This window comes from Williamsia muralis (assembly GCF_002735905.1).
Classification (GTDB): Bacteria; Actinomycetota; Actinomycetes; order Mycobacteriales; family Mycobacteriaceae; genus Williamsia; species Williamsia muralis_A.
In genome coordinates this window covers 1,293,440-1,314,326 of sequence record NZ_PEBD01000004.1, presented here as the reverse complement: position 1 = coordinate 1,314,326, position 20,887 = coordinate 1,293,440, and the positions used below count along the sequence as shown (strand labels likewise).

14 protein-coding genes and 1 riboswitch are annotated in these 20,887 nt (G+C 65.7%); of the genes, 4 read left to right on the top strand and 10 right to left on the bottom strand.

What is annotated here, in order from left to right; translation table 11 throughout:
• Positions 1–1,455 (bottom strand): ATP-binding protein (locus tag CSW57_RS06800; protein ID WP_143696491.1); only part of this gene is annotated, 1,455 nt, incomplete at its 3' end.
• A 204-nt stretch (positions 1,456–1,659) separates the two neighbouring features.
• Positions 1,660–3,153: an APC family permease gene (locus CSW57_RS06795; protein ID WP_099381932.1), complete on the bottom strand. Its 1,494-nt coding sequence runs from the start codon at positions 3,151–3,153 to the stop codon at positions 1,660–1,662.
• Between the two features lie 125 nt (positions 3,154–3,278).
• On the opposite strand from CSW57_RS06795, the gene CSW57_RS06790 reads away from it, so the two are divergent.
• Genes CSW57_RS06790 through CSW57_RS06780 form a run of 3 tightly spaced genes read left to right on the top strand, consistent with a single transcriptional unit; the run spans position 3,279 to position 8,216 of the window.
• Positions 3,279–4,637, top strand: a complete 1,359-nt coding sequence (locus CSW57_RS06790; protein ID WP_099382126.1) for an 8-oxoguanine deaminase — start codon at positions 3,279–3,281, stop codon at positions 4,635–4,637.
• A complete protein-coding gene (locus CSW57_RS06785) occupies positions 4,637–5,449 on the top strand; it encodes an FAD binding domain-containing protein (RefSeq protein WP_099381931.1) in 813 nt (270 codons plus the stop codon). Before CSW57_RS06790 ends, CSW57_RS06785 begins: the two co-directional genes overlap by 1 nt.
• Before the next feature lie 10 nt (positions 5,450–5,459).
• Entirely contained in the window at positions 5,460–8,216 is a 2,757-nt protein-coding gene (locus CSW57_RS06780) for a molybdopterin-dependent oxidoreductase (RefSeq protein ID WP_099381930.1), read from the top strand.
• A 145-nt stretch (positions 8,217–8,361) separates the two neighbouring features.
• On the opposite strand, the gene CSW57_RS06775 is transcribed toward CSW57_RS06780, so the two are convergent.
• From CSW57_RS06775 to CSW57_RS06740, 8 genes are all read right to left on the bottom strand, one after another.
• Positions 8,362–9,012, bottom strand: a complete 651-nt coding sequence (locus CSW57_RS06775; protein WP_099382125.1) for a hypothetical protein — start codon at positions 9,010–9,012, stop codon at positions 8,362–8,364.
• On the bottom strand, positions 9,012–10,718 hold the full coding sequence (locus CSW57_RS06770; protein ID WP_099381929.1) for a GMC family oxidoreductase: 1,707 nt from the start codon (positions 10,716–10,718) through the stop codon (positions 9,012–9,014). The genes CSW57_RS06775 and CSW57_RS06770 overlap by 1 nt, the downstream gene beginning before the upstream one ends.
• On the bottom strand, positions 10,715–12,256 hold the full coding sequence (locus CSW57_RS06765) for a flavin-containing monooxygenase (RefSeq protein ID WP_099381928.1): 1,542 nt from the start codon (positions 12,254–12,256) through the stop codon (positions 10,715–10,717). The genes CSW57_RS06770 and CSW57_RS06765 overlap by 4 nt, the downstream gene beginning before the upstream one ends.
• Positions 12,253–12,780, bottom strand: a complete 528-nt coding sequence (locus CSW57_RS06760; protein WP_099382124.1) for a TetR/AcrR family transcriptional regulator — start codon at positions 12,778–12,780, stop codon at positions 12,253–12,255. The genes CSW57_RS06765 and CSW57_RS06760 overlap by 4 nt, the downstream gene beginning before the upstream one ends.
• A 212-nt stretch (positions 12,781–12,992) precedes the next feature.
• Positions 12,993–14,231, bottom strand: a complete 1,239-nt coding sequence (locus CSW57_RS06755; protein ID WP_099381927.1) for an acyl-CoA dehydrogenase family protein — start codon at positions 14,229–14,231, stop codon at positions 12,993–12,995.
• Positions 14,232–14,298: 67 nt separating this feature from the next.
• Complete coding sequence (locus tag CSW57_RS06750) at positions 14,299–14,853, bottom strand: histidine phosphatase family protein (protein ID WP_099381926.1); 555 nt, start codon at positions 14,851–14,853, stop codon at positions 14,299–14,301.
• Complete coding sequence (locus CSW57_RS06745; RefSeq protein ID WP_099381925.1) at positions 14,850–15,680, bottom strand: CbtA family protein; 831 nt, start codon at positions 15,678–15,680, stop codon at positions 14,850–14,852. Before CSW57_RS06745 ends, CSW57_RS06750 begins: the two co-directional genes overlap by 4 nt.
• Positions 15,681–15,692: 12 nt before the next feature.
• Positions 15,693–15,929 carry a CbtB domain-containing protein gene (locus tag CSW57_RS06740; RefSeq protein WP_030171297.1) on the bottom strand — a complete coding sequence of 79 codons (237 nt, stop codon included), beginning with the start codon at positions 15,927–15,929 and terminating at the stop codon, positions 15,693–15,695.
• Between the two features lie 40 nt (positions 15,930–15,969).
• Positions 15,970–16,098: riboswitch (cobalamin riboswitch) on the bottom strand.
• A 107-nt stretch (positions 16,099–16,205) separates the two neighbouring features.
• Here CSW57_RS06740 and CSW57_RS06735 point away from each other — a divergent pair.
• Entirely contained in the window at positions 16,206–20,795 is a 4,590-nt protein-coding gene (locus tag CSW57_RS06735) for an ATP-dependent helicase (protein WP_099382123.1), read from the top strand.
• Positions 20,796–20,887: the final 92 nt, after the last annotated feature.

Below are 20,887 nucleotides of genomic sequence, written 5' to 3'. Positions count from 1 at the left end.
GGAGATGTATATAAGGGAAAGCACCCCGTGCGGTATGTTCACCGTCACATCAGCCAAATAATTGAAGATTCGGGTGCCCCGGTCCGCCGAGACCCGCGAGGTCAGCAACTGCGGTCGTTCCTCGATGAACGACGTCGTCACGTTCCCCGCCCGAAAATCCGGGTCATCCAACACTGCTTGCAGGAACGGCACATTCGTGGCCACCCCACGAATCCGGACCTCAGCCAACGCCCGCCGCGACCGCGCCACCGCCGTCTCGAAATCCCTGCCCCGACACGTCAGCTTCACCAGCATCGAATCGAAATGCGCACTGACCTCCGCGCCCAACGTCGCCCCACCATCCAGACGCACCCCCGCCCCACCCGGAGTGCGGTAGGCGGTGATCCGGCCGGTGTCAGGCCGGAACCCGTTCGTCGGATCCTCGGTGGTGATCCGGCACTGCATCGCCGCGCCGCGGATCTGCACCGCATCTTGCGACAACCCCAACTCGGCCAACGTCTCCCCTGCGGCGATCCGCAACTGGGACTGCACCAAATCCACATCGGTGATCTCTTCGGTCACCGTGTGTTCGACCTGGATACGAGGGTTCATCTCGATGAACACGTGATTGCCGTCGCGGTCCACCAAGAACTCGACCGTGCCCGCACAGGTGTAGCCGATCTTGCGGGCGAACGCGACCGCGTCCGCGCAAATCTTTTCCCGCAACCCCGCCGGCATGTTCGGTGCCGGCGCCAGCTCGATCACCTTCTGATGGCGACGCTGCACACTGCAATCGCGCTCGAACAGATGCATCACGTTGCCATGCTGATCAGCCAGGATCTGCACCTCGATGTGCCGCGGGGCGATCACCGCCTGCTCCAAAAACACCGACGCATCACCGAACGCCGAATTCGCCTCCCGGGCAGCAGCTTCAATGGCCTCGCGCAACCCGTCGATGGTCTCGACCCGCCGCATCCCCCGGCCACCGCCACCAGCAACCGCCTTGACGAACACCGGGAACCGCATCGACTGCGCCGCAGCCATCAACTCATCAACATCCTCCGACGCCTCACTCGACGCCAACACCGGCAACCCCGCTGCTTTGGCTGCCGCGATCGCCCGGGACTTGTTACCCGTCAACTCCAAAATGTCGGCGCTGGGACCCACAAAGGTGATGCCCGCCTCCGCGCACGCCGCCGCCAGATCCGGGTTCTCTGACAAGAACCCATACCCCGGATAAATGGCGTCAGCACCCGCACCACGGGCCGCCGCAATCACCTCCGACACCGACAAATACGCCCGCACCGGATGCCCCGGCTCACCGATCTGATACGCCTCGTCAGCCTTCAACCGATGAACTGAGTTTCGATCCTCGTACGGGAACACCGCCACCGTCCCGGCACCCAACTCATACGCAGCACGAAAAGCACGAATCGCGATCTCACCACGGTTGGCCACCAACACCTTGCGAAACATCAACGCGCCTCCACATCGCCCACGAAATCATCACTCCACCATGACGACCCGACACCAGGTGCGGATAGTCGCGAATTGCGACCGGGATGGAGCTTCACGAATCCTAGGGGCGGTCGAAACCTCACAGCGCCGGACATGGCATCTGTGCGTAAGACGAAACCCGGTATGCACCTGCAGGGGGCGGCCAGAGGACGAACTCGTCGTTCACTTCCCTACAGGTTCGTCCTCGAGCGACGAGTCGGTGTCATAGAAGCCGCCGGGGCGGTTCTCGTACTTGTTGACCGCCCACGTCACCGCCCACAACACGACGCCGAGCAGCAGCATCACACCGGCGATCTTGTACTGGATCATCTGCGCGTCGGTCCTCGCCCACGGGCCCGCGAGGAACAAACAGAGCACCGCACCGAGCGCAGGTATCCAGACCGGCGCCCGGAAGAACGCCTTCACATCTCCGCGCTTGAGAACGAGGCACGCGACGTTGACCACCGCGAAGACACAGAGCAGTAGCAGGCCGGTGGTGCCGGAGAGTGCACCCACCACGGAATTTTCCGACAGCTGGTTCACCACGATGATCAACGCGAACGAGAGCAGCGTGGTGAAGATGATCGCCGTCCACGGTGAACGACGGCCCGGCAACACCTTGCCGAGCCCACGGGGCAGCACTCGCTGGTTGGCCATCCCATAGATCAGGCGACTCGCCATCAGCATGTTGATCAGCGCGGTGTTGGCGACCGCGAACACCGTCAGATACGGGAAGATCTCTTCGATCGGGACCGACGGCGCGCCCAGTTTCACCACCGACAGCAAGATGCCCTCATCCGAGTTCTCTGGCTCGAAGTCCAGCGGGAGTACCGCGATGACCGCGACCACCACCAGTACATAAATGAGGCAGGCGATGCCGAGACCGGACAGCATCACTTTGGGGAAGATCTTCTCGGGGTTCTTCGTCTCCTCGACCATGTTGACCGAGTCTTCGAACCCGACCATCGCGAAGAAGGCGATGGTGGTCGCGATCGTCACCGCCAGGAACCAGCCCTTGTCGTTGGCGTCTTCGAACACCACCAGGTTGCTGATGTCACCGTCTCCGGTTCCCCGGCCGGCGGCGACGAAGCCGATCACGATGACGATGATCAGCGCCGTCATCTCGACCAGGGTGAGGATCACGTTGAATTTCACGGATTCACCCACGCCGCGCAGGTTGATCAGGGCGAGCACGATCATGAAGGCCAGAGCGACCACCAGTTGGGCGGTTGTTCCGGTCGGGACGTCGAACCAGCCGAGCCCGTCGGCGTCACTGAATGATTCGTTCAGCCCGGCCAGGAGGTTGGCGGCCACCACATTCGACGACGTGGATGCGCTGGTGATGCCCGAGCACACCACCGCGAACGCGACCAAGAAGGTCAGGAAGTGGATACCGAAGGCCTTCTGTGCGTACAGGGCGGCGCCTGCACACTGCGGGAACTTGGTGACCAACTCCAAGTAGGAGAAGGCTGTCAGTGTCGCGACGGCAAAGGCGAGGATGAACGGCAGCCAGGCCATACCGCCGACGTTGTCGATCATGCTGCCGGTCACCGCGTAGACGCCTGCGCCGAGGATGTCGCCGACGATGAACAGCAGGAGCAGCTTGGGGCCCATCACCCGTTTGAGTGCGGTCGGTTCGCTCTTTTCCGGAGCGGGATCAACAGTCGTGGCCGTCATCGTCAACCATCCGTTCGCCGGGAATTGATTTCACTCAGCCTCTACCCCATTCGTCCGGCCCGCAAGTGGTACCGCCCAGCTCGAATGTCATTTTTCCGTAACGCTTTCGCCGTAGCGTGGCGAGCATGACCACCGTCGTCGAGAACGCCTACGTCATCACCATGGACGCCGGCCACCGTGAGATCGCCTCCGGGTCCGTCGTATTCGACGGCAATCGGATCACGGACGTCATCGACGGCAAGGTCGATCCTGCGATGGCGGACGGAGCCGAGATCGTCGACGGACGCGGCTGCATCCTCACCCCGGGCCTGGTCAACACTCATCACCACCTCTATCAGTGGCTGACTCGAGGCCTCGCCGCTGATCACACCCTGTTCCAGTGGCTCACCACGCTGTATCCCGTGTGGGCGGGCATCGACGAGAACGCCGTGAACGTGGCGGCAACCGGCGCGCTCGGCTGGCTGGCCCTCTCGGGGTGCACCACCAGCACCGACCACCACTACGTCTTCCCGAAAGAGGGTGGCGACATGCTCGCGGCCGAGATCATCGCGGCGCAGACCGTCGGCCTGCGTTTTCACCCCACGCGTGGCTCGATGGACCTGAGCGAGAAGGACGGTGGGCTGCCCCCGGACAGCGTGGTCGAGACCATCGACCAGATCATGTCCGCCAGCGCAGATGCGATCGACCGCTGGCACGACCCGGGCCCCGATGCGATGGTGAAGATCGCTCTTGCACCGTGTTCACCGTTCTCGGTGACTGCCGACCTGCTTCGTGCCTCTGCCGAACTCGCCAGAGAGAAACGAGTACGTCTGCACACACATCTGGCCGAGACGGAGGACGAGTCCGCCTATACGGCAGACCGTTTCGGATGCACACCGATCGAATACATGGAAACGGTCGGCTGGCTGGGCCCTGATGTCTGGTTTGCACACGGGGTCCACTTCGACGACCACGCGATCACGACCTTGGCTACCTCCGGGAGTTCGGTGGCGCATTGCCCGTCGTCGAACGGCCGTCTCGGTGCCGGAACCGCCCGCGCCCGTGATCTTTTGGCGGCGGGCGTCCCGGTCGGCCTGGGTGTGGACGGCGCGGCCTCGAACGAATCCAGCCGCATTCTCGAAGAAGCGCATCAGGCGGTGTTGATGGCGCGTGCCACCGGCGGACCGACGGCGCTCACCACTCGACAGGCACTCGAGATGGCCACGCTGGGCGGCGCGCGCGCACTGGGCTGCCAGGAAAGTATCGGCTCCATCGAATCCGGCAAGCTCGCCGACATGGTGCTGTGGCGACGGGACGGCTTGGGGCACGCAGGTATCGCGGACCCTGTCGCCGCCCTCGTCCTCGGCGCGGTTCCCCCGGTGGAACGTCTCTGGGTGAACGGGAAGACCGTCGTCAGGGCGGGAGAATTGACCACCATCGATGCCGAGGCGACCGCCGCCGAGGTGGCGGCCGCGCACGACGTCCTGATCGCGAAGGCCGGCTGATGGACCTGCACTCCGTCGAATCCGTTGTGGTGCCACGGAACCGCGCAGATCTGGCCGACTTGTCCGGCGCCGACGGCCTGATGGCCGGCGGCACCTGGCTGATGAGTGAACCGCAGATGCACCTGCACCGGCTGATCGACCTGCGGGGACTACGGTGGCCCGACCTCACGATCGCCGAGGAAGGTCTCGACATCGGCGCCACCTGCACCATCGATACGTTGCAGTCCACCACCTACCCGGGTGACTGGGTGGCCACCACAGTGTTCCGCCAGGCCGCGCGGGCGTTGTTGGCCTCGTACAAGATCTGGAAGAGCGCCACTGTCGGCGGCAACATCTGTCTCGGGTTCCCGGTGGGTTCGATGATCTCGATGTTGTCGGCGCTGGACGCCGAGTTGCTGATCTGGAAACCGGACGGGTCCGACGTCCGATGCACGGTCCCCCACTTCGTCACCGGCAACTCCACCACGGTCCTCGACGAGGGAGATGTGTTGCGCTCAGTACGGATCCCCGCTTCCAGCCTGCGCCAGCCAACCGTTCTGCGGAAGGTGGCCCTGTCCCCCCTCGGCCGGTCCGGAGCCGTGGTCGTCGGGCGCAGGACGCCGGACGGCGTCGTGATCTCGGTGACGGCGGCGACCGATCGCCCGTATGTGGTGGTCACCGACTCCTTGGACCCCGAAACCGTGGCAGCGCAGGTCGATTCCGCTGTCCCGGCCGGCGCCTATTACTCGGATGCCCACGGGGCGGCCGATTGGCGCCACCAGGTCACCGGAGTGCTCACCCGAGACGTCGTCGCGCACTTGGCCGGACTGTGAGGAGCACGCTGTGAAGATCAATGGTGAAGACGTGGCCGCCACGCCCGCGGCCGGGCAGTGTCTACGAACGTTCCTGCGCGACCAAGGCGAGTTCGGGGTCAAGAAGGGTTGCGACGCAGGCGATTGCGGTGCCTGCTCGGTACTGATCGGCGGCGAGCCGCACCATTCGTGTCTCATTCCGGCGTTCCGGGTGATGGACGCCGAGATAACCACGGTCACCGGACTCGGTACGCCAGAGAACCTGCATCCTGTGCAACAGCGGTTCGTGGACGCCGCCGGTTTCCAGTGCGGATTCTGCACCGCCGGAATGGTGATCACCGCAAGCACTTTCGACAAAGATCAGCGAGATGACCTACCGAACAGCCTCAAGGGCAACCTCTGCCGGTGTACCGGATACCGCGCGATCCGCGACGCCATCGACGGCGTGGTCGGCACCGAGAAGGTGTCGCCGGGAGACTCCGGTCCATCGATCGGCCGCTCGGTGTCGGCTCCGGCCGCACCACGTATCGTCACCGGGACCGAGCCGTACACGATGGATGGATTGCCGGACGACGTCGGCCATATCTCGGTGCTCGGGAGTCCACACGCGCACGCCCGCATCCTGTCTGTCGATGCCTCGGCGGCCGCGCAGATGCCCGGAGTACGAACAATTCTGACGTACCTCGACGATCCGGGGGTGCCGTTCTCGACCGCACGCCACGACCACCGCCACGACGACCCCGACGACGGATACATCTTCGACACCACGGTGCGTTTCATCGGGCAGCGGGTGGCCGCAGTGGTAGCCGACTCGATCACCATCGCCCGTCGCGCCGCCGAACTCATCGTGGTCGAGTACGACGTGCTGCCCGCCAACTTCGATCCGGCGGTGGCCACCGATCCCGCAACACCGACGGTGCACGGTGAGAAGGGGCCCGATTCGCGGATTGCGGATCCGGCCCGCAACCTCGTCGCCTCCGTCGACGGCACGGTGGGCGACATCGACGCCGGTCTCGCGCAAGCTCGTGACAGCGGGGGCGCTGTGGTCTCGGGAACGTGGCAGACGGCCCGTGTCCAGCACGCCCACCTCGAAACCCATGGCGCGGTCGCCTGGCGAGATGATGACGGCCGGGTGGTGGTGCGGTCCAGCACACAGGTCCCCTTTCTGGTGCGGGCCGAGCTGTGTCACATCTTCGGATTCAGCGGCGACAACGTCCGTGTGTACGCCGCTCGGGTGGGTGGCGGTTTCGGGGGCAAGCAAGAACTGCTCACCGAAGACGTGGCGGTGCTCGCTCTCATGAAGACTGAGCGCCCCGCGGTATACGAGTTCACGCGCACCGAGGAGTTCACCCGGGCCCCGTGCCGTCATCCGATGCGCGTGGGGGTGACGGCGGCGGCGGGCGCCGACGGAATCCTCACCGCGCTCTCGGTGTCGGTACTGTCCGACGCCGGCGCCTACGGAAACCACAGCAGCGGGGTGATGTTCCACGCCTGCAACGAGACCATGGTGCTCTACCGCTGCCCCAACAAGCACGTCGACGCACAAGCGGTGTACACCAACAACATTCCGTCGGGCGCTTTCCGTGGTTACGGCCTGGGCCAGGTCGCGTTCGGCATCGAGGGCGCGATCGACGAACTCGCGGCACAGCTGGGCATCGACCCGTTCGAGATGCGCCGTCGTAACGTGGTCGTCCCCGGAGACGAGTTCGTCGCCTGGGAGGTCGAAGAGGGCGACCTCGAGTTCGGGAGCTACGGACTCGACCAGTGCATCGATCTGGCCGAGCATGCGCTGATCGCCGGGCGTGCTGACCCGGCCCTGGCGGGCGAGGACGTGGCAGGCCGGCCCGGGTGGCACATCGGCGAAGGTATGGGGACGGCGATGATCGCCACCATTCCGCCGCGTGGGCATTTTGCCGACGTCGCGGTCACGCTGACCGATGACGGCACGTACATCGCCGCGGTCGGCACCGCAGAGTTCGGAAACGGAACCACCACCGTTCACAGCCAGATCGCGTCGTCGGCACTGGGGTGTTCACCGGGCCAGATAGCGATCAGGCAGGCCGACACCGATGAGGTCGGCTATGACACCGGCGCTTTCGGATCAGCCGGCACGGTGGTCGCCGGCAAAGCGCTCGGACTCGCGTGCGCTTCGCTGCGCGGCGAGATCCTCGCCATTGCAGCGCGTGCGCTCGACACTGATGTTGCCGAGTGCACGCTCGGACCGCAAGGCGTGCAGGCGGGCGCGGAGTTCATCGACCTCGCCGGGATCGTCACCGTTCACGGAGGACCACTGCGCGCCACGAGCACTCAGAACGGCACCCCGCGCTCGATCGCCTTCAACGTCCATGCGTTTCGTGTTGCGGTCAATTCCGCCACCGGCGAGGTGCGCATCCTGCAGTCGGTGCAGTCCGCGGACGCCGGAGTGGTGCTCAACCCGCAGCAATGCCGGGGCCAGGTCGAAGGCGGTGCGGCACAGGCGATCGGCAGCGCCCTGTACGAGGAGATGATCCTCGACGAGGGCCAGGTGCTCACACAGGTGTTGCGCAACTACCACATCCCCCAACTCGCCGATGTGCCGGAGACCGAGGTGTACTTCGCCGACACCTTTGATTCGATCGGCCCTCTCGGCGCCAAGTCCATGAGTGAGGCGCCCTACAACCCGGTGGCCCCCGCCCTCGAGAGTGCGATTCGCAACGCGGTGGGCGTCCGGGTGTACGAACTGCCGATGAACCCGTCACGGGTGTGGCGGGCCATCAGCAACGGTCAGCCGCACCAACCCGGGTCATGACCGTCGACCGGGCCCTTATCGCCGTCGACCGGGCCCTTACTGCCGTCGACCGGGCCCTTATCGTCGTCGACCGGGCTCTTACTGCCGTCGACCGGGCCCTTACCCCCGTCGACCTGGCCCCCATTTCATCGAGCGGGACTCTGCTTTAGATGGCGAGCCGGGTCGCCGGACCTGTCTCCATCCGGCCGGAAACGATCTGGAGGCCGTGGTGGGTCCCGGGTTTCAGCCACTGCGACAGCGTCGGGCCCTCGGAGAGCACGGTGACCCGGGCATAGCGCGCTCTGCCGGTGAGCTGGGCGCCGGCCAGCAGCAGGGCACCGTCCACCGGTTGGGCGAACCCGAGCCCGCCCTTGATCGGGAATGCCGGGCCACGGCCCTCGGACTGCGTCTGGACGGTCCAGTCCGGGCCTCCGGCAACGGAACCCGTGAGTACATCGCCGCTGAACTCGGCGAGTACCTTCGGCAGACTCCAGTGCTCACGCCCGCCATGGACCGAGGCCGCGGAGTCGACGGCGATGAACGGCACCGATATTCGCGGCATTGCGCCGAGGCCGGCGCCGGGTCGTCGCAGTACCGGGCTCGCCAGGATCTCCCGGTACGGGCCCACAGGCGACTCGAGATAGTCGACGACCATGCCGATGGTGATCGGGAGGACAGAGCCCTTCGGACCGATGGCCTTGGCCTGCTCTGTACTCCGATGCCACCACAGGGTGGCGCGCACCGCAGCCGGCCACGGCGGCGGCGAACTGATCGGCACGTCCCCTGGCTCGGTTGCGGACTCGGCAACACTCCACATCAGCATGCCCCTTTCGCGGACTCCGGCATCGTGACGAACAGGGGAAGGCGCAGTGCTCCAGGCGCACTCTCGGGGACCACCGGTGATCGCGGCGCCGTGGCAGCAACGCGCCGGTACGGCTCACCGAGGCCCGGGCGCTTGTCCTGCTCACCCTTGTTGGGCCACATCGCGATCGCTCGTTCGGCCTGAGCGGTGATCGTCAATGACGGATTGACACCGAGGTTCGCGCTCACCGCCGAGCCATCCACCACATGCAGACCCGGATGACCGTAGACGCGGTGGTACGGGTCGACCACACCGTGGTCGGCGTCGGCGCCGATCACACATCCGCCGAGGAAGTGTGCGGTCATCGGGATGTTCACCACTTCGGCGATCGAACCACCCGGGTCTCCGTCAATCTTGTCGGCAAGCAACCTGATGGCTTTGTGGCCCTGGGGTATCCACGACGGCGGAGGATCACCCGCTCCGCGGCGACTGGTCAGCTGCCGACCGAAAATCGTACGCTTGGAGCCCAATTCGAGTGAGTTGTCGTCGGTCTGCATCACCAGCGCGATCACCGTCTTCTCTGACCAGTGCCGCACGGACAGACTGCGGAAGAACGCTGCCGGGTGCCGCAATGCCACCCCGATGGTCTTGAACACTCGCGGGACCGGCCCGCCGCCATCGGACAGCACGGTCTGGAGTAAACCGATGGCGTTGCTGCCCTTGCCGTATCGCACCGGCTCGATGTGGGTGTGGTCGTCGGGGTGGAACGACGACGTGATGGCAATGCCCTGTGTGTAGTCGACTTTTCGATCACGAGCTGTCGCGGCCAGCACTGCCTCGCTGTTGGTGCGGACCACCGACCCGAGTTGGTCGGACAGCTCCGGCAGCTCGCCGGTCTCCTTCATGGCCAACAACAACTTCTGGGTGCCGTAGGTGCCGGCAGCGAAGACCACCTGACCGGCGAAGATCGATGTGTCCTTGCGCCGGAGTTTGGCGCCGGTGCGGCGGGTGACGACTTCGTATCCGTCGACGGCGGGCCGCACCCCCCGCACCGAGGTGAGAGGCAACACGGTGACCCCCGCGTTCTCGGCGAGGTGCAGGTAGTTCTTGACCAGTGTGTTCTTGGCGCCCACCCGACAGCCGGTCATACAGGAGCCGCACTCGGTGCACGCTGTACGTTCGGGCCCGACCCCGCCGAAGAACGGATCGGACTCTCGCTCGGTGCCGTTGCCGAAGAACACGCCGACCGGCGTGGTGGTGAAGGTGTCTCCCACCCCCATGTCGTCGGCGACCTCGCGCATCACCTTGTCCGCCGCCGTCACCAGTGGGTTGTCCACCACCCCCAGCATGCGACGGGCCTGGTCGTAATACGGGTTCAGCTCGTCCTGCCAGTCGGTGATGTGTCCCCACTGCGCGTCTTCGAAGAAGCGCTTCGGTGGTTGATAGAGAGTGTTGGCATAGTTGAGCGACCCGCCGCCCACTCCCGCGCCGGCCATCACCAACACGTCGGGCAGAAGGTGGATACGTTGCAGCCCATAGCATCCCAGCCACGGAGCCCAGAGGTACTTGCGGAGCCGCCAGCTGGTCTTGGGCAGCTGATCGTCGGTGAATCTGCGGCCGGCCTCGAGAACGGCCACCTTGTAGCCTTTTTCGGCCAGCCGTAGCGCGGCCACCGATCCGCCGAAACCTGATCCGACGACCACCACATCATAGTCGTTCATGCCGGCTCACTTTCGCGTGGTCGAGGCGCGGGCACCGTGCCGCGGCCGAGGTCGTAGTCACTCAGATCAGCCGAGCGCAACGCTTGTCGGAACTCCCACGTGAACGTCGGCCACATGACCGAGTTCCGACCGTTCTTGTCGAAATACCAGCTCGAACAGCCGCCCGAGTTCCACACCGTGCCCTCGAGTTGCTCGTCGATTCCCCGGTTGTATTCGGCCTGCTTGCGCTTGTTGACGTTCACCGAAGCGATGTTGCGAGAACGCATCTGGGTGATCGCCGAGCTGATGTACGCGGCCTGCGACTCCAGCATGAAGACGATGGAACTGTGACCGAGGTTGGTGTTCGGCCCGTACATGAGGAACAGGTTCGGGAAGCCGTGAACGGTGGTGCCGCGATACGCATTCGGGCTGCCGTTCCAGGTGTCGGCAAGGGTGCGCTCATCTTCGCCGTAGAGCACGCTGGCCACCGGTGGCTCGGTGGCGGTGAACCCGGTGCCGAACACGATGGCGTCGACCTCGTGTTCGCGGCCTGCACCGTCGACAACGCCGCTGGCGGTCACCGCCGCCATGCCGGTGTCCACGAGGGTGACGTCTTCGCGCGCCAGCGTGGACAACCATGTGTTGCTGAGCAACATTCGCTTGCAACCGATGGTGAACTTCGGCGTCAACTTCCTACGCAGCACCGGATCCTTGACCTGCTTGCGCAATTGACTCATGGCCAACAGCTTGAACATCGGCAGCAGGAACGTGAACTTCGCCAGGGCGACGACGTAGGCCTCGCGGTAGAAGTACAGACTGTTGCGTGCGAATCGCTGGGTGAACGGCGCCAGGCGATACAGCGTGCGTTCCAGCTTACCGATCTGCCGGTCGAGGCGCGGGATGATCCACGCGGGCGTCCGCTGAAAGACCGTCACATGCGCTGCAGGACCGGCCAATTCAGGTACGAACTGAATCGCCGAGGCCCCGGTCCCGACAACGGCGATGCGCTTACCCGCCGGATCGAAGTCGTGGTTCCAGGTGGCGCTGTGGAACATCGTGCCGGTGAACTTGCCGATGCCGGGGACGTCGGGAAAGCTGGGATTGGACAGCGTACCGGTGGCGGCGATCAGGACCTGCGCCTCGATCTGTCCTCGTGCGGTCGACACCGACCAGCGCGCCTTGTCTGCGTCCCACCGCGCGCCGAGCAGTTCACACTCGAAGACGGTGCGATCGCGCAGGCCGCTCTGGTCCGCCACCGATCGCAGGTACCCGAAGATCTCTGGCTGGCGAGCGTAGTTGTGCGTCCACTCCGGGCTCTGGGCAAACGAGAACGAATACAGATTGCTCGGCACGTCGCATGCGGCGCCCGGGTACGTGTTGTCTCGCCACGTCCCGCCGACATCGCTTGCGCGCTCGATGATCAGTACGTCGGCCGAAGGGGTGTCGGCGAGAATCTTGTGTGCTGCAGCCAGGCCGGCGAAACCGGTGCCGACGATCAACGTGTGCACAGACGCCGGAAGATCTTGCTGTTCGATCGGATCTGAACTCGGCGCGGTCATGTGGTGGTCACCATTGCCTCCCATATCGGTATCAACCGCTTGCGGAGCTCGCGGTCGGACTTCTCGTTGCGGAACAGTGCCGAGACCGCCAGTCCTCGGGCGAGTTCGACACTGATCTCGATGGCCTCTGGCGACATCCGGTCACCGAAGATCGCGGCGCCACCGGTGTGGATGGCTTCGTTGACCCGCGCCTCGAGCGGCAGCACAGCTGCATGCAGTGCAGGATCGGTCCGGGCCGCGATCCACAACTCGAGGGCAGCGTAGAAAAGCGGACCCGAGAAGGCGTCGAGAAATACCTCGACCCCGGGAACCTCGCCACTCGCATGAGCTCCGAGCAGTTCGTCCAGCCGCTGTTCCACCAGGTGCTCGACCGCCGCAACGACCAACGATTCCTTGGTCGGGAAATGGTGCAACTGGGCGCCGCGGGACACCCCCGCGCGTCGAGAGATCTCCTGGGTACTGGTCCCGGAATAACCGTTGTCGATCAGGCACGAGATTGCTGCGTCGAGCAGTCGCGCCCGCATCTGCGCAGTGCGCTCGGCCTGGGTTCGACTCTGCGACGGAGCCTGGCCGGCCTCCTCCGTCACGCGTGTGTTGGTCGCCACATCGGTGAGGTTAGCGAAGAATTAAGAAACAGTCCAGTCTGTTTGTAAGTTGATCTCGCAGCTGAAAAAGCCCACCACTTGGCCCGGGTATGTGGAACCCCGGACCAAGAGGTGGGCTCGGTCCAGAAGAACTAGCGCGCCAAGACACCCTTGGCGACATGGGTGATCTGCACTTCGTTGCTGCCTGCGTAGATCATCAGCGACTTCGCATCACGGGCCAGTTGCTCGACTCGGTACTCGGCCATGTAGCCGTTGCCACCGAACAACTGGACGGCTTCCATCGCGACTTCGGTTGCCGTGCGTGACGAGTAGAGCTTCATCGCCGACGCCTCGGCGAGGTCGACCGGCTTGCCTGCCTGCGACCGTTCGAGGGCATGGAAGACCATGTTCTGCACATTGATCCGGGCGACCTCCATCTCGGCCAGCTTGAGCTGGATGAGCTGCAGATCGGCGATGGGTTTGCCCCACAGGGTGCGCTGCTTTGCGTATTCGACGCAGAGTCGCTGGCACTCGTTGATGATGCCGAGCGACAGCGAGGCGATACCGACGCGCTCGAGAACGAATCCGGCCTTGGCGCCCTCACCGCCGCCTTTGGCACCGACCTCCTCCGTCTCGCCGAGGAGCCGGTCCTTGTCGAGCTTCACGTTGTCGAAGAACAGTTCGCCCGTGGGCGACGACATGATGCCCATCTTCTTGAACGGCTTGCCCTGAGTGAAGCCCTCCATGCCCTTGTCGAGGACAAAGGTCAAGACCTTTCGCTGGCGCCGATCGACCGACGAGTCGCCGTCGTCGAGCTTGGCGAAGACCACCGCGGTGTCCGCGAACGGACCGTTGGTGATGAATGTCTTCTGGCCGTTGAGGACGTAGTTGTCGCCGTCTCGCCGGACGGTGGTCTTCATGCCACCCAGTGCATCCGATCCCGAATCCGGCTCTGTGATCGCCCAGGCGCCCACCTTGTTCATGGTGACGAGGTCGGGCAACCACCGCTTCTTCTGGGCGAGCGTGCCCTTGGATCGGATCGTCGACGGGGTGAGTCCGAGACTGACACCCATCGAGGCGACGATGCCCAGGCTCACACCCGACAGTTCGATGTTGAGTATGGCGCCCATCGAAGTCATCCCCGGGCCGCCTCCCGAACCGGTCTTGGGCTCGGCTTCTCCGCGGGCCACCGCTTCATCCCTGGCGAACTCCTTCTCCAGGGCATCGGAGGCCATCGCATCCACGCCGAAGGTCTTGAGCAGGTTCCGGATGATGTCGTAGGGCGGGAGGACGCCCGTCTCGAGCTCATCGATGTGCGGACGGATCTCCTTGTCGATGAAGCCGCGCACGGCATCGCGCACCATCAGATCTTCTTCGGACCACTCGTACATGCAGATTCCCCTCGGATGTCGACGTTCTGCACCAACACTAGAATCCGAGATCACTTTTCGAGGCGGTTCACCGATTCCCGGATCCCGGCCGCAGACGCCAGCGGCCACCGCGACGACGTAATCGGATCACGTCTGCGGGCTGGACCTCGATGCCGAAGAAGTCCGCCCCGATCGCGGCCGCGACAACGCCCTGTGCGGTACCTCCGGCGACGACCACTGCGACATCGTCGCCGCCTCGGTCTTGCAGCCAACAGCGAAGGCGCCCAACAAAATCGACGACACTCTCGCCGCCATGCGGAGCGGCTGCCGGGTCGGCGAACCACCGACCGAGTTCGAGGGGGTCTACCTGATCGGGCCGCAGGCCGGTCCATCTGCCCAGGTCGATGGCCCGCAGTGCCGGTTCCACGTCTGCGTCCCGCGCGCCCATCAACCTGGCCGTGTCGCGCGCAGAAACGTCCGGAGCAACAAAGACTTTCGCGCCCGAGTGCAGGCGCAGACCCGTGGCATCGGCTTGTCCTCGGGTGTCCAGCGGCTCGTCGTGCGACCCGAAGGCCAACGTTGCATTGGGGCCCGTTCGTGCAGCCACGACCACTGTGAGATCCAGTGGGGGTTGGCCCGTCATGTCGGGCGGGCTCCGCCTTCCGCCCCGTTGCGAGCACCTGCACCGGTCGTGCGGGCCGTCTGTTTGCCGATCCAGTTGAGCGCCACCGCGAATCCGAGGCCGAGCACTGCCCACAAGATCACCTGATTGATCACCGAGTAATACCGGAAGTCGCCGAGCAGATCGGCCGGGAACCCCGGGAACACCATCGACTGGCCGTCCATGAGCGGGCCCGGCACCTCGTCGAAACTCGGCAGCAGGACCACGGTGACCGCGATCGCGGCCAGATACGCGCCGCCCGCCACCACTGCCGCATACAGGCCACCGATCTTCGGTGACAGCCAGAACGCCAAGACCGCTGCAGCGATCGTGAAGCCCACCGACAGCAGCAGGATCGTCAGGTACGCCCCACTGCGCGACCCGATCGTGTCGTCACCACCCACCGCGGGCGGATTCGCGGGATACGCACTGAAGGGAATGAGATACACCGCGACGAATCCGCAGACTGCGAGCAGAGCTGCCACCGTCCGCGGGTCGGTTGTCGGGTACCGCCGGCCGACGTAGGCCCACACAACCGTGAAGGCAACGGCGAAGAATGCCCCGATGATCAGGCCGAACACCACCGACCCCACACCGGCGCCGAAGTTCTGCTGCACCGTCCGGGAGAACAACTCGTGGTCGTGCGCGTGAGATCCGCCGGTCAGTTCGAGTTCGGCGTGCGACCGGCCTTCCTCATACCCGACGGCACGGTCGACGAGGGGCTCGATGTAGATCCGGGCGAAGACGAACGCGACGATTCCGGCGACCAGACCTGAGAGCAGTCCGGCGCCGATGAACTTCTTTTCCACGTGTTCGCCTGCTCAGTGGCAGGGGAAGCCGAGGAAGTGCCGCGCGTCGTGGATGTACTCGTGGACATGGGTGTCGCTGCCGAACACCGACACCGCGCCCTGGTCGAATCCGAGGAAGTAGTAGGCGAGGGACGCGACCATGGTGGTGGCGGTGAGCCAGAGTGCGGCATTCACGACCGACACATCCGGGACCGCGACGGCCAACGTGGGGGCACTCGAAACCGGTTGCGAGACCGAAGAACTCGACATTGATATCTCCTCTCGCGGGATGCGCGCCCCGCGTCGACCTGGTGGGTGTCGTGCCCCGGTCCCCTGACTTGCGGCTCCACCCGGTGGGTTGAGATCAGCTCACAGTGGCGCGACCGCTCCGGATTTGCACCGGATTTCCCGTTCGCACGACGTGCGCTGACTCTATTCCGCGGCGTTTTGCCCGGTCAACACCGACCCGCCGAATGATTGGCCGCCTGCGATCCCCCGGTCGGCGCCTTCTCCCTATATGTCAGACCCGTCATGGATCATGGAGCAATGGCCGCCCGCAAGTCCCCCACCTCGACATCCGGGGTGCCCAGCGCACAGAAGGTGCTCGGCCGCTTCACAGCGCCGACCCGTACGTGGTTCGACGCGGCCTTCCCGGCACCCACATCAGCACAGCTCGGGGCATGGAACTCCATCGCGGACGGCCAGAACACCCTGGTCGTCGCCCCCACCGGGTCGGGCAAGACACTGTCGGCATTCTTGTGGGCACTCGATCGGCTCGGCGCCGACCCGCTTCCCGACGGCGCCAAGTCCGCCGGCACGCGCGTTCTCTACGTCTCACCGCTGAAGGCTCTGGCCGTGGATGTCGAGCGCAACCTGCGCGCACCCCTGATCGGGATCACCCGGGCGGCGCAGGAGCTGAACCTGCCCGTCCCCCAGATCACGGTGGGCGTCCGATCGGGCGACACCCCGGCCGCACAGCGCCGTCAATTGCTCCGCACCCCACCCGACATCCTGATCACCACCCCCGAATCCCTCTTCTTGATGCTCACGTCGTCCGCGCGCGACACGCTCACCTCGGTGCAGACGGTCATCGTCGACGAGGTGCACGCCGTGGCGGGCACCAAGCGAGGAACCCATCTGGCGTTGTCGCTCGAACGTCTCGACGCCTTGCTCGAGAAGCCGGCACAGCGCATCGGGTTGTCGGCAACCGTCCGGCCGCCCGAACGTGTCGCGGGATTCCTCTCCGGCAGCCGGCCCTACACGATCGTGCAGCCGCCGGCGTCCAAGACGTTCGACCTCTCGGTCGACGTCCCTGTCGCGGACATGACCAACATCCCGGTGATCGCCGGCGACGAAGAGATCGACGACGAGGCATCCGCTCCGGCGGCCGGATCGCTGTGGCCCTTTGTGGAGAGCTCGATCGTCGACCTCATCGAGAAGAACCGGTCGACCATCGTCTTCACCAACTCCCGTCGCCTGGCCGAGCAGCTCACGGCCCGCCTCAACGAGGTCCATGCCACCCGGCTCGGCCAGGCACCGGAGCCCGCATCCAATCCGCGGGTGCCCGGCGGTGCGCCGGCTCAGGTGATGGGCAGTGGCGCCAGCAAAGGTGCCGAGCCCCTGCTCGCGCGCGCCCACCACGGATCGGTGAGCAAAGAGGTACGCGGACAGATCGAGGACGACCTCAAGTCCGGCCGCCTGCGGTGTGTGGTGGCCACGAGCAGTCTCGAACTCGGCATCGACATGGGTGCTGTCGATCTGGTCATCCAGGTGGAGGCCCCACCGTCGGTGGCCAGCGGATTGCAACGCATCGGTCGTGCCGGGCACCAGGTGGGCGAGATCAGTCAGGGTGTGCTGTTCCCCAAGCACCGCACCGATCTGCTGCGGTGTGCTGTGGCGGTCGAGCGGATGACCGACGGACTCATCGAAGAACTGGTCGTTCCGGCCAATCCGCTCGACGTACTGGCGCAACAGACCGTCGCGGTGTGCGCGACGGGCAGCATCGACGTCGACGAGTGGTACCAAATCGTCCGGCGCAGTGCGCCTTACGCCACCCTGCCTCGTCCGGTCTATGACGCCACGCTTGATCTGCTGTCCGGCCGTTACCCGTCCGACGAGTTCGCCGAACTACGACCGCGAGTGGTCTGGGACCGGGCCAAAGGCACGATCACCGGACGTCCCGGTGCTCAGCGTCTGGCGGTCACCTCTGGCGGCGCGATCCCGGACCGCGGGCTGTTCGCCGTGTACATGGTGGGCGAAAAGCAAACGCGGGTCGGCGAACTCGACGAGGAGATGGTCTACGAGTCCCGGGTGGGTGACGTCTTCGCCCTGGGCGCGACCAGCTGGCGGATCGAGGAGATCACGCACGACCGGGTGCTGGTCACTCCGGCGTACGGCCAGGCGGGCCGGCTGCCGTTCTGGCACGGCGACAGCATCGGCCGTCCTGCCGAACTCGGAGCCGCCATCGGCAAGTTCGTCGGCGAGCTCAGCAGCACGGACACGATGGCCGACCACGCCGAACGCCTCGGCCTGAATGCTTTCGCCCGAGAAAATTTGGCGCAGCTCATCTCTGAACAGCAGGCGGCCACCGGCCACCTCCCCACCGACCGCACGTTGTTGGTCGAACGCTTCCGCGACGAGCTCGGCGACTGGCGGGTGATCCTGCACTCCCCTTATGGCCTGAGAGTTCACGCGCCGTGGGCCAGTGCCGTCACCGCACGTCTGCAGCAGGACTACGGCATCGACGGGGCCGTCTCGGCCGCCGACGACGGGATCATCGTCAGGCTCCCCGACACCGACGACCAGCCTCCCGGTTCGTCGTTGTTCAGTTTCGAGCCCGACGAGATCGAGCAGATCGTCACCGAGCAGCTGGGCGGCTCGGCCATGTTCGCGTCACGGTTCCGCGAATGCGCTGCGCGGGCACTGCTGTTGCCACGGCGCAACCCCGGCAAGCGTGCGCCGCTGTGGCAGCAGCGTCAGCGCAGTGCTCAATTGCTGGATGTGGCAAGGAAATACCCGCAGTTCCCCATCATCCTCGAGGCGTTCCGCGAATGTCTGCAGGACGTGTACGACCTGCCGGCCCTTGTCGACATGCTCACCCGCATCCAGAATCGGCGCCTGCGGGTCATCGAGGTCGAGACCGAGACGCCGTCCCCGATGGCCTCCTCGTTGCTGTTCGGCTACGTGGGCGCGTTCATGTACGCCGACGACGCACCGCTCGCCGAGCGTCGCGCCGCCACCCTGTCCCTCGACACCGCGCTGCTGGCGCAGCTGCTCGGGCGCGTCGACCTACGGGAGTTGCTCGACCAGAACGTCATCGCCGACACCGAGGCCAAACTCCAACGCCTGCATCCGGACCGGCAGGCGAAAGACGCCGAAGGCATCGCCGACCTCTTACGCTGGCTCGGTCCGCTCACCGCAGACGCGGTGGCCCTTCGCTACTCCGGCGACGATTCACGCGAGCTGCTCACCGAGCTGGTGGGCGCCGGCCGGGCCATCGAGGTTCCCCGCGGCGGAGACATCGTGTGGTTCGCTGCCGCCGAAGATGCCAGCCGGTTGCGGGACGGGCTCGGGATCCCGCCACCGCAGGGCCTTCCGATGGCGTTCCTCGACCCGGTCGACGATCCGCTCGGCGACCTCGTCGGCCGGTTCGCGCGCACCCATGGCCCGTTCGTCGCAGCCGATGTCGCGGAGGCGCTGGGACTGGGCATCGCTGTTGTCCGTGACACCCTGGTGCGGCTGGCCGGCCAGCGGAGGGTGGTCGAAGGCGACTTCCGGCCCGAACCTGCCGGCACCCTGCGCAGCGGCGAGCAGTGGTGCAACTCCGAGGTCCTGTCCGGATTGCGCCGGGCCTCGCTCGCGGCAAGCCGGGCGGAGATAGCTCCCGTCAGCCACCAGACCTACGCGCGATTCGTCACCGGCTGGCAGCACGTCACCGACCGCACGCGTCTGCGCGGCATCGACGGGGTGTCTGCGGTGATCGACCAACTGGCCGGGGTTCCCATCCCCGCGTCGGCGTGGGAGTCACTGATCCTGCCCGCCCGGGTGTCCGACTACCGGCCCGACATGCTCGACGAGCTCACTGCGGGTGGCGAGGTGCTGTGGGCCGGGCACGGTCGGTTGTCCGGATCCGATGGCTGGATCAGTCTGCACCCCGCCGATCTCGCCGAGGACAGCCTGCCCGCACCCACCGAGATCGACATGGGCGATCTGCACGAGCGGGTGTTGGACCAGCTCGCTCCGGGCGGCGCCTTCTTCTTCCGTCAGCTGAGCGACTCGCTGTCCGTCGACGGTGTCGCGCCGCTCGGGTCGGACCTCGAGATGGCCTTGTGGGACCTGGCCTGGGCGGGTCGTATCAGCAACGACACGTTCTCTCCGGTGCGCGCCCTCCTCGGACCGGGCCGCAAACCCGGGGCCGTCCGGGGCATACCGGCGCACCGCGGGCGGCGCAGATTCGCGCGCACTCCCCGTACTGCGCCGATGTCGATGACGGGGCGATGGTTTGTCCTGCCCCCACCGCTGAGCGACCCCACATTGGCCATCGCCGCGCAGTGCTCGACGCTGCTGGACCGCTACGGCGTCGTCACCAAGGGCGCGGTGATGACCGAGGGCGTCGAAGGGGGCTTCTCTCGCGTGTACAAGGCCCTCACCGGATTCGAAGACAGTGGCAAGGTGCGACGCGGTTACTACATCGACGGACTCGGCGGTGCGCAGTTCGCCGCCACCACCACCGTCGACCGACTGCGCGACGAGGTGGAGACCATCGGTCAGTCCGCCATCCCCCTCGCCGCCACCGACCCAGCCAACCCGTACGGTTCCGCACTGGGCTGGCCGCCTCAGAAAGAAGGCCATCGCCCGGGCCGCAAACCGGGTGCGCTGGTGGTGCTGGTCGACGGCGACCTCGTGCTGTTCGTCGAACGCGGCGGAAAAACAGTGCTCACGTTCAGCGAGGACGCCGACACCCTCGCCGCAGCCACCTCCGCGCTGGCACGGGTGGTCATCCGAGGTCAGGTCGATCGGCTGTATGTGGAGAAGGTCAACGGAGAACCGGTGCTGACCGGTGACCTCGCCGAGCATCTCCGGGAAAGCGGCTTCTCGGCCACGCCTCGCGGCCTGCGACTGCGCCGCACCGGATGAAACTCGCGTGCGAAGTGGCCGGTGATGCACGTGCTGCCGGGTCGGGCGTTTTAGGCTGTACCCGGGCCGGGACGCACCACTGAAGGATGACC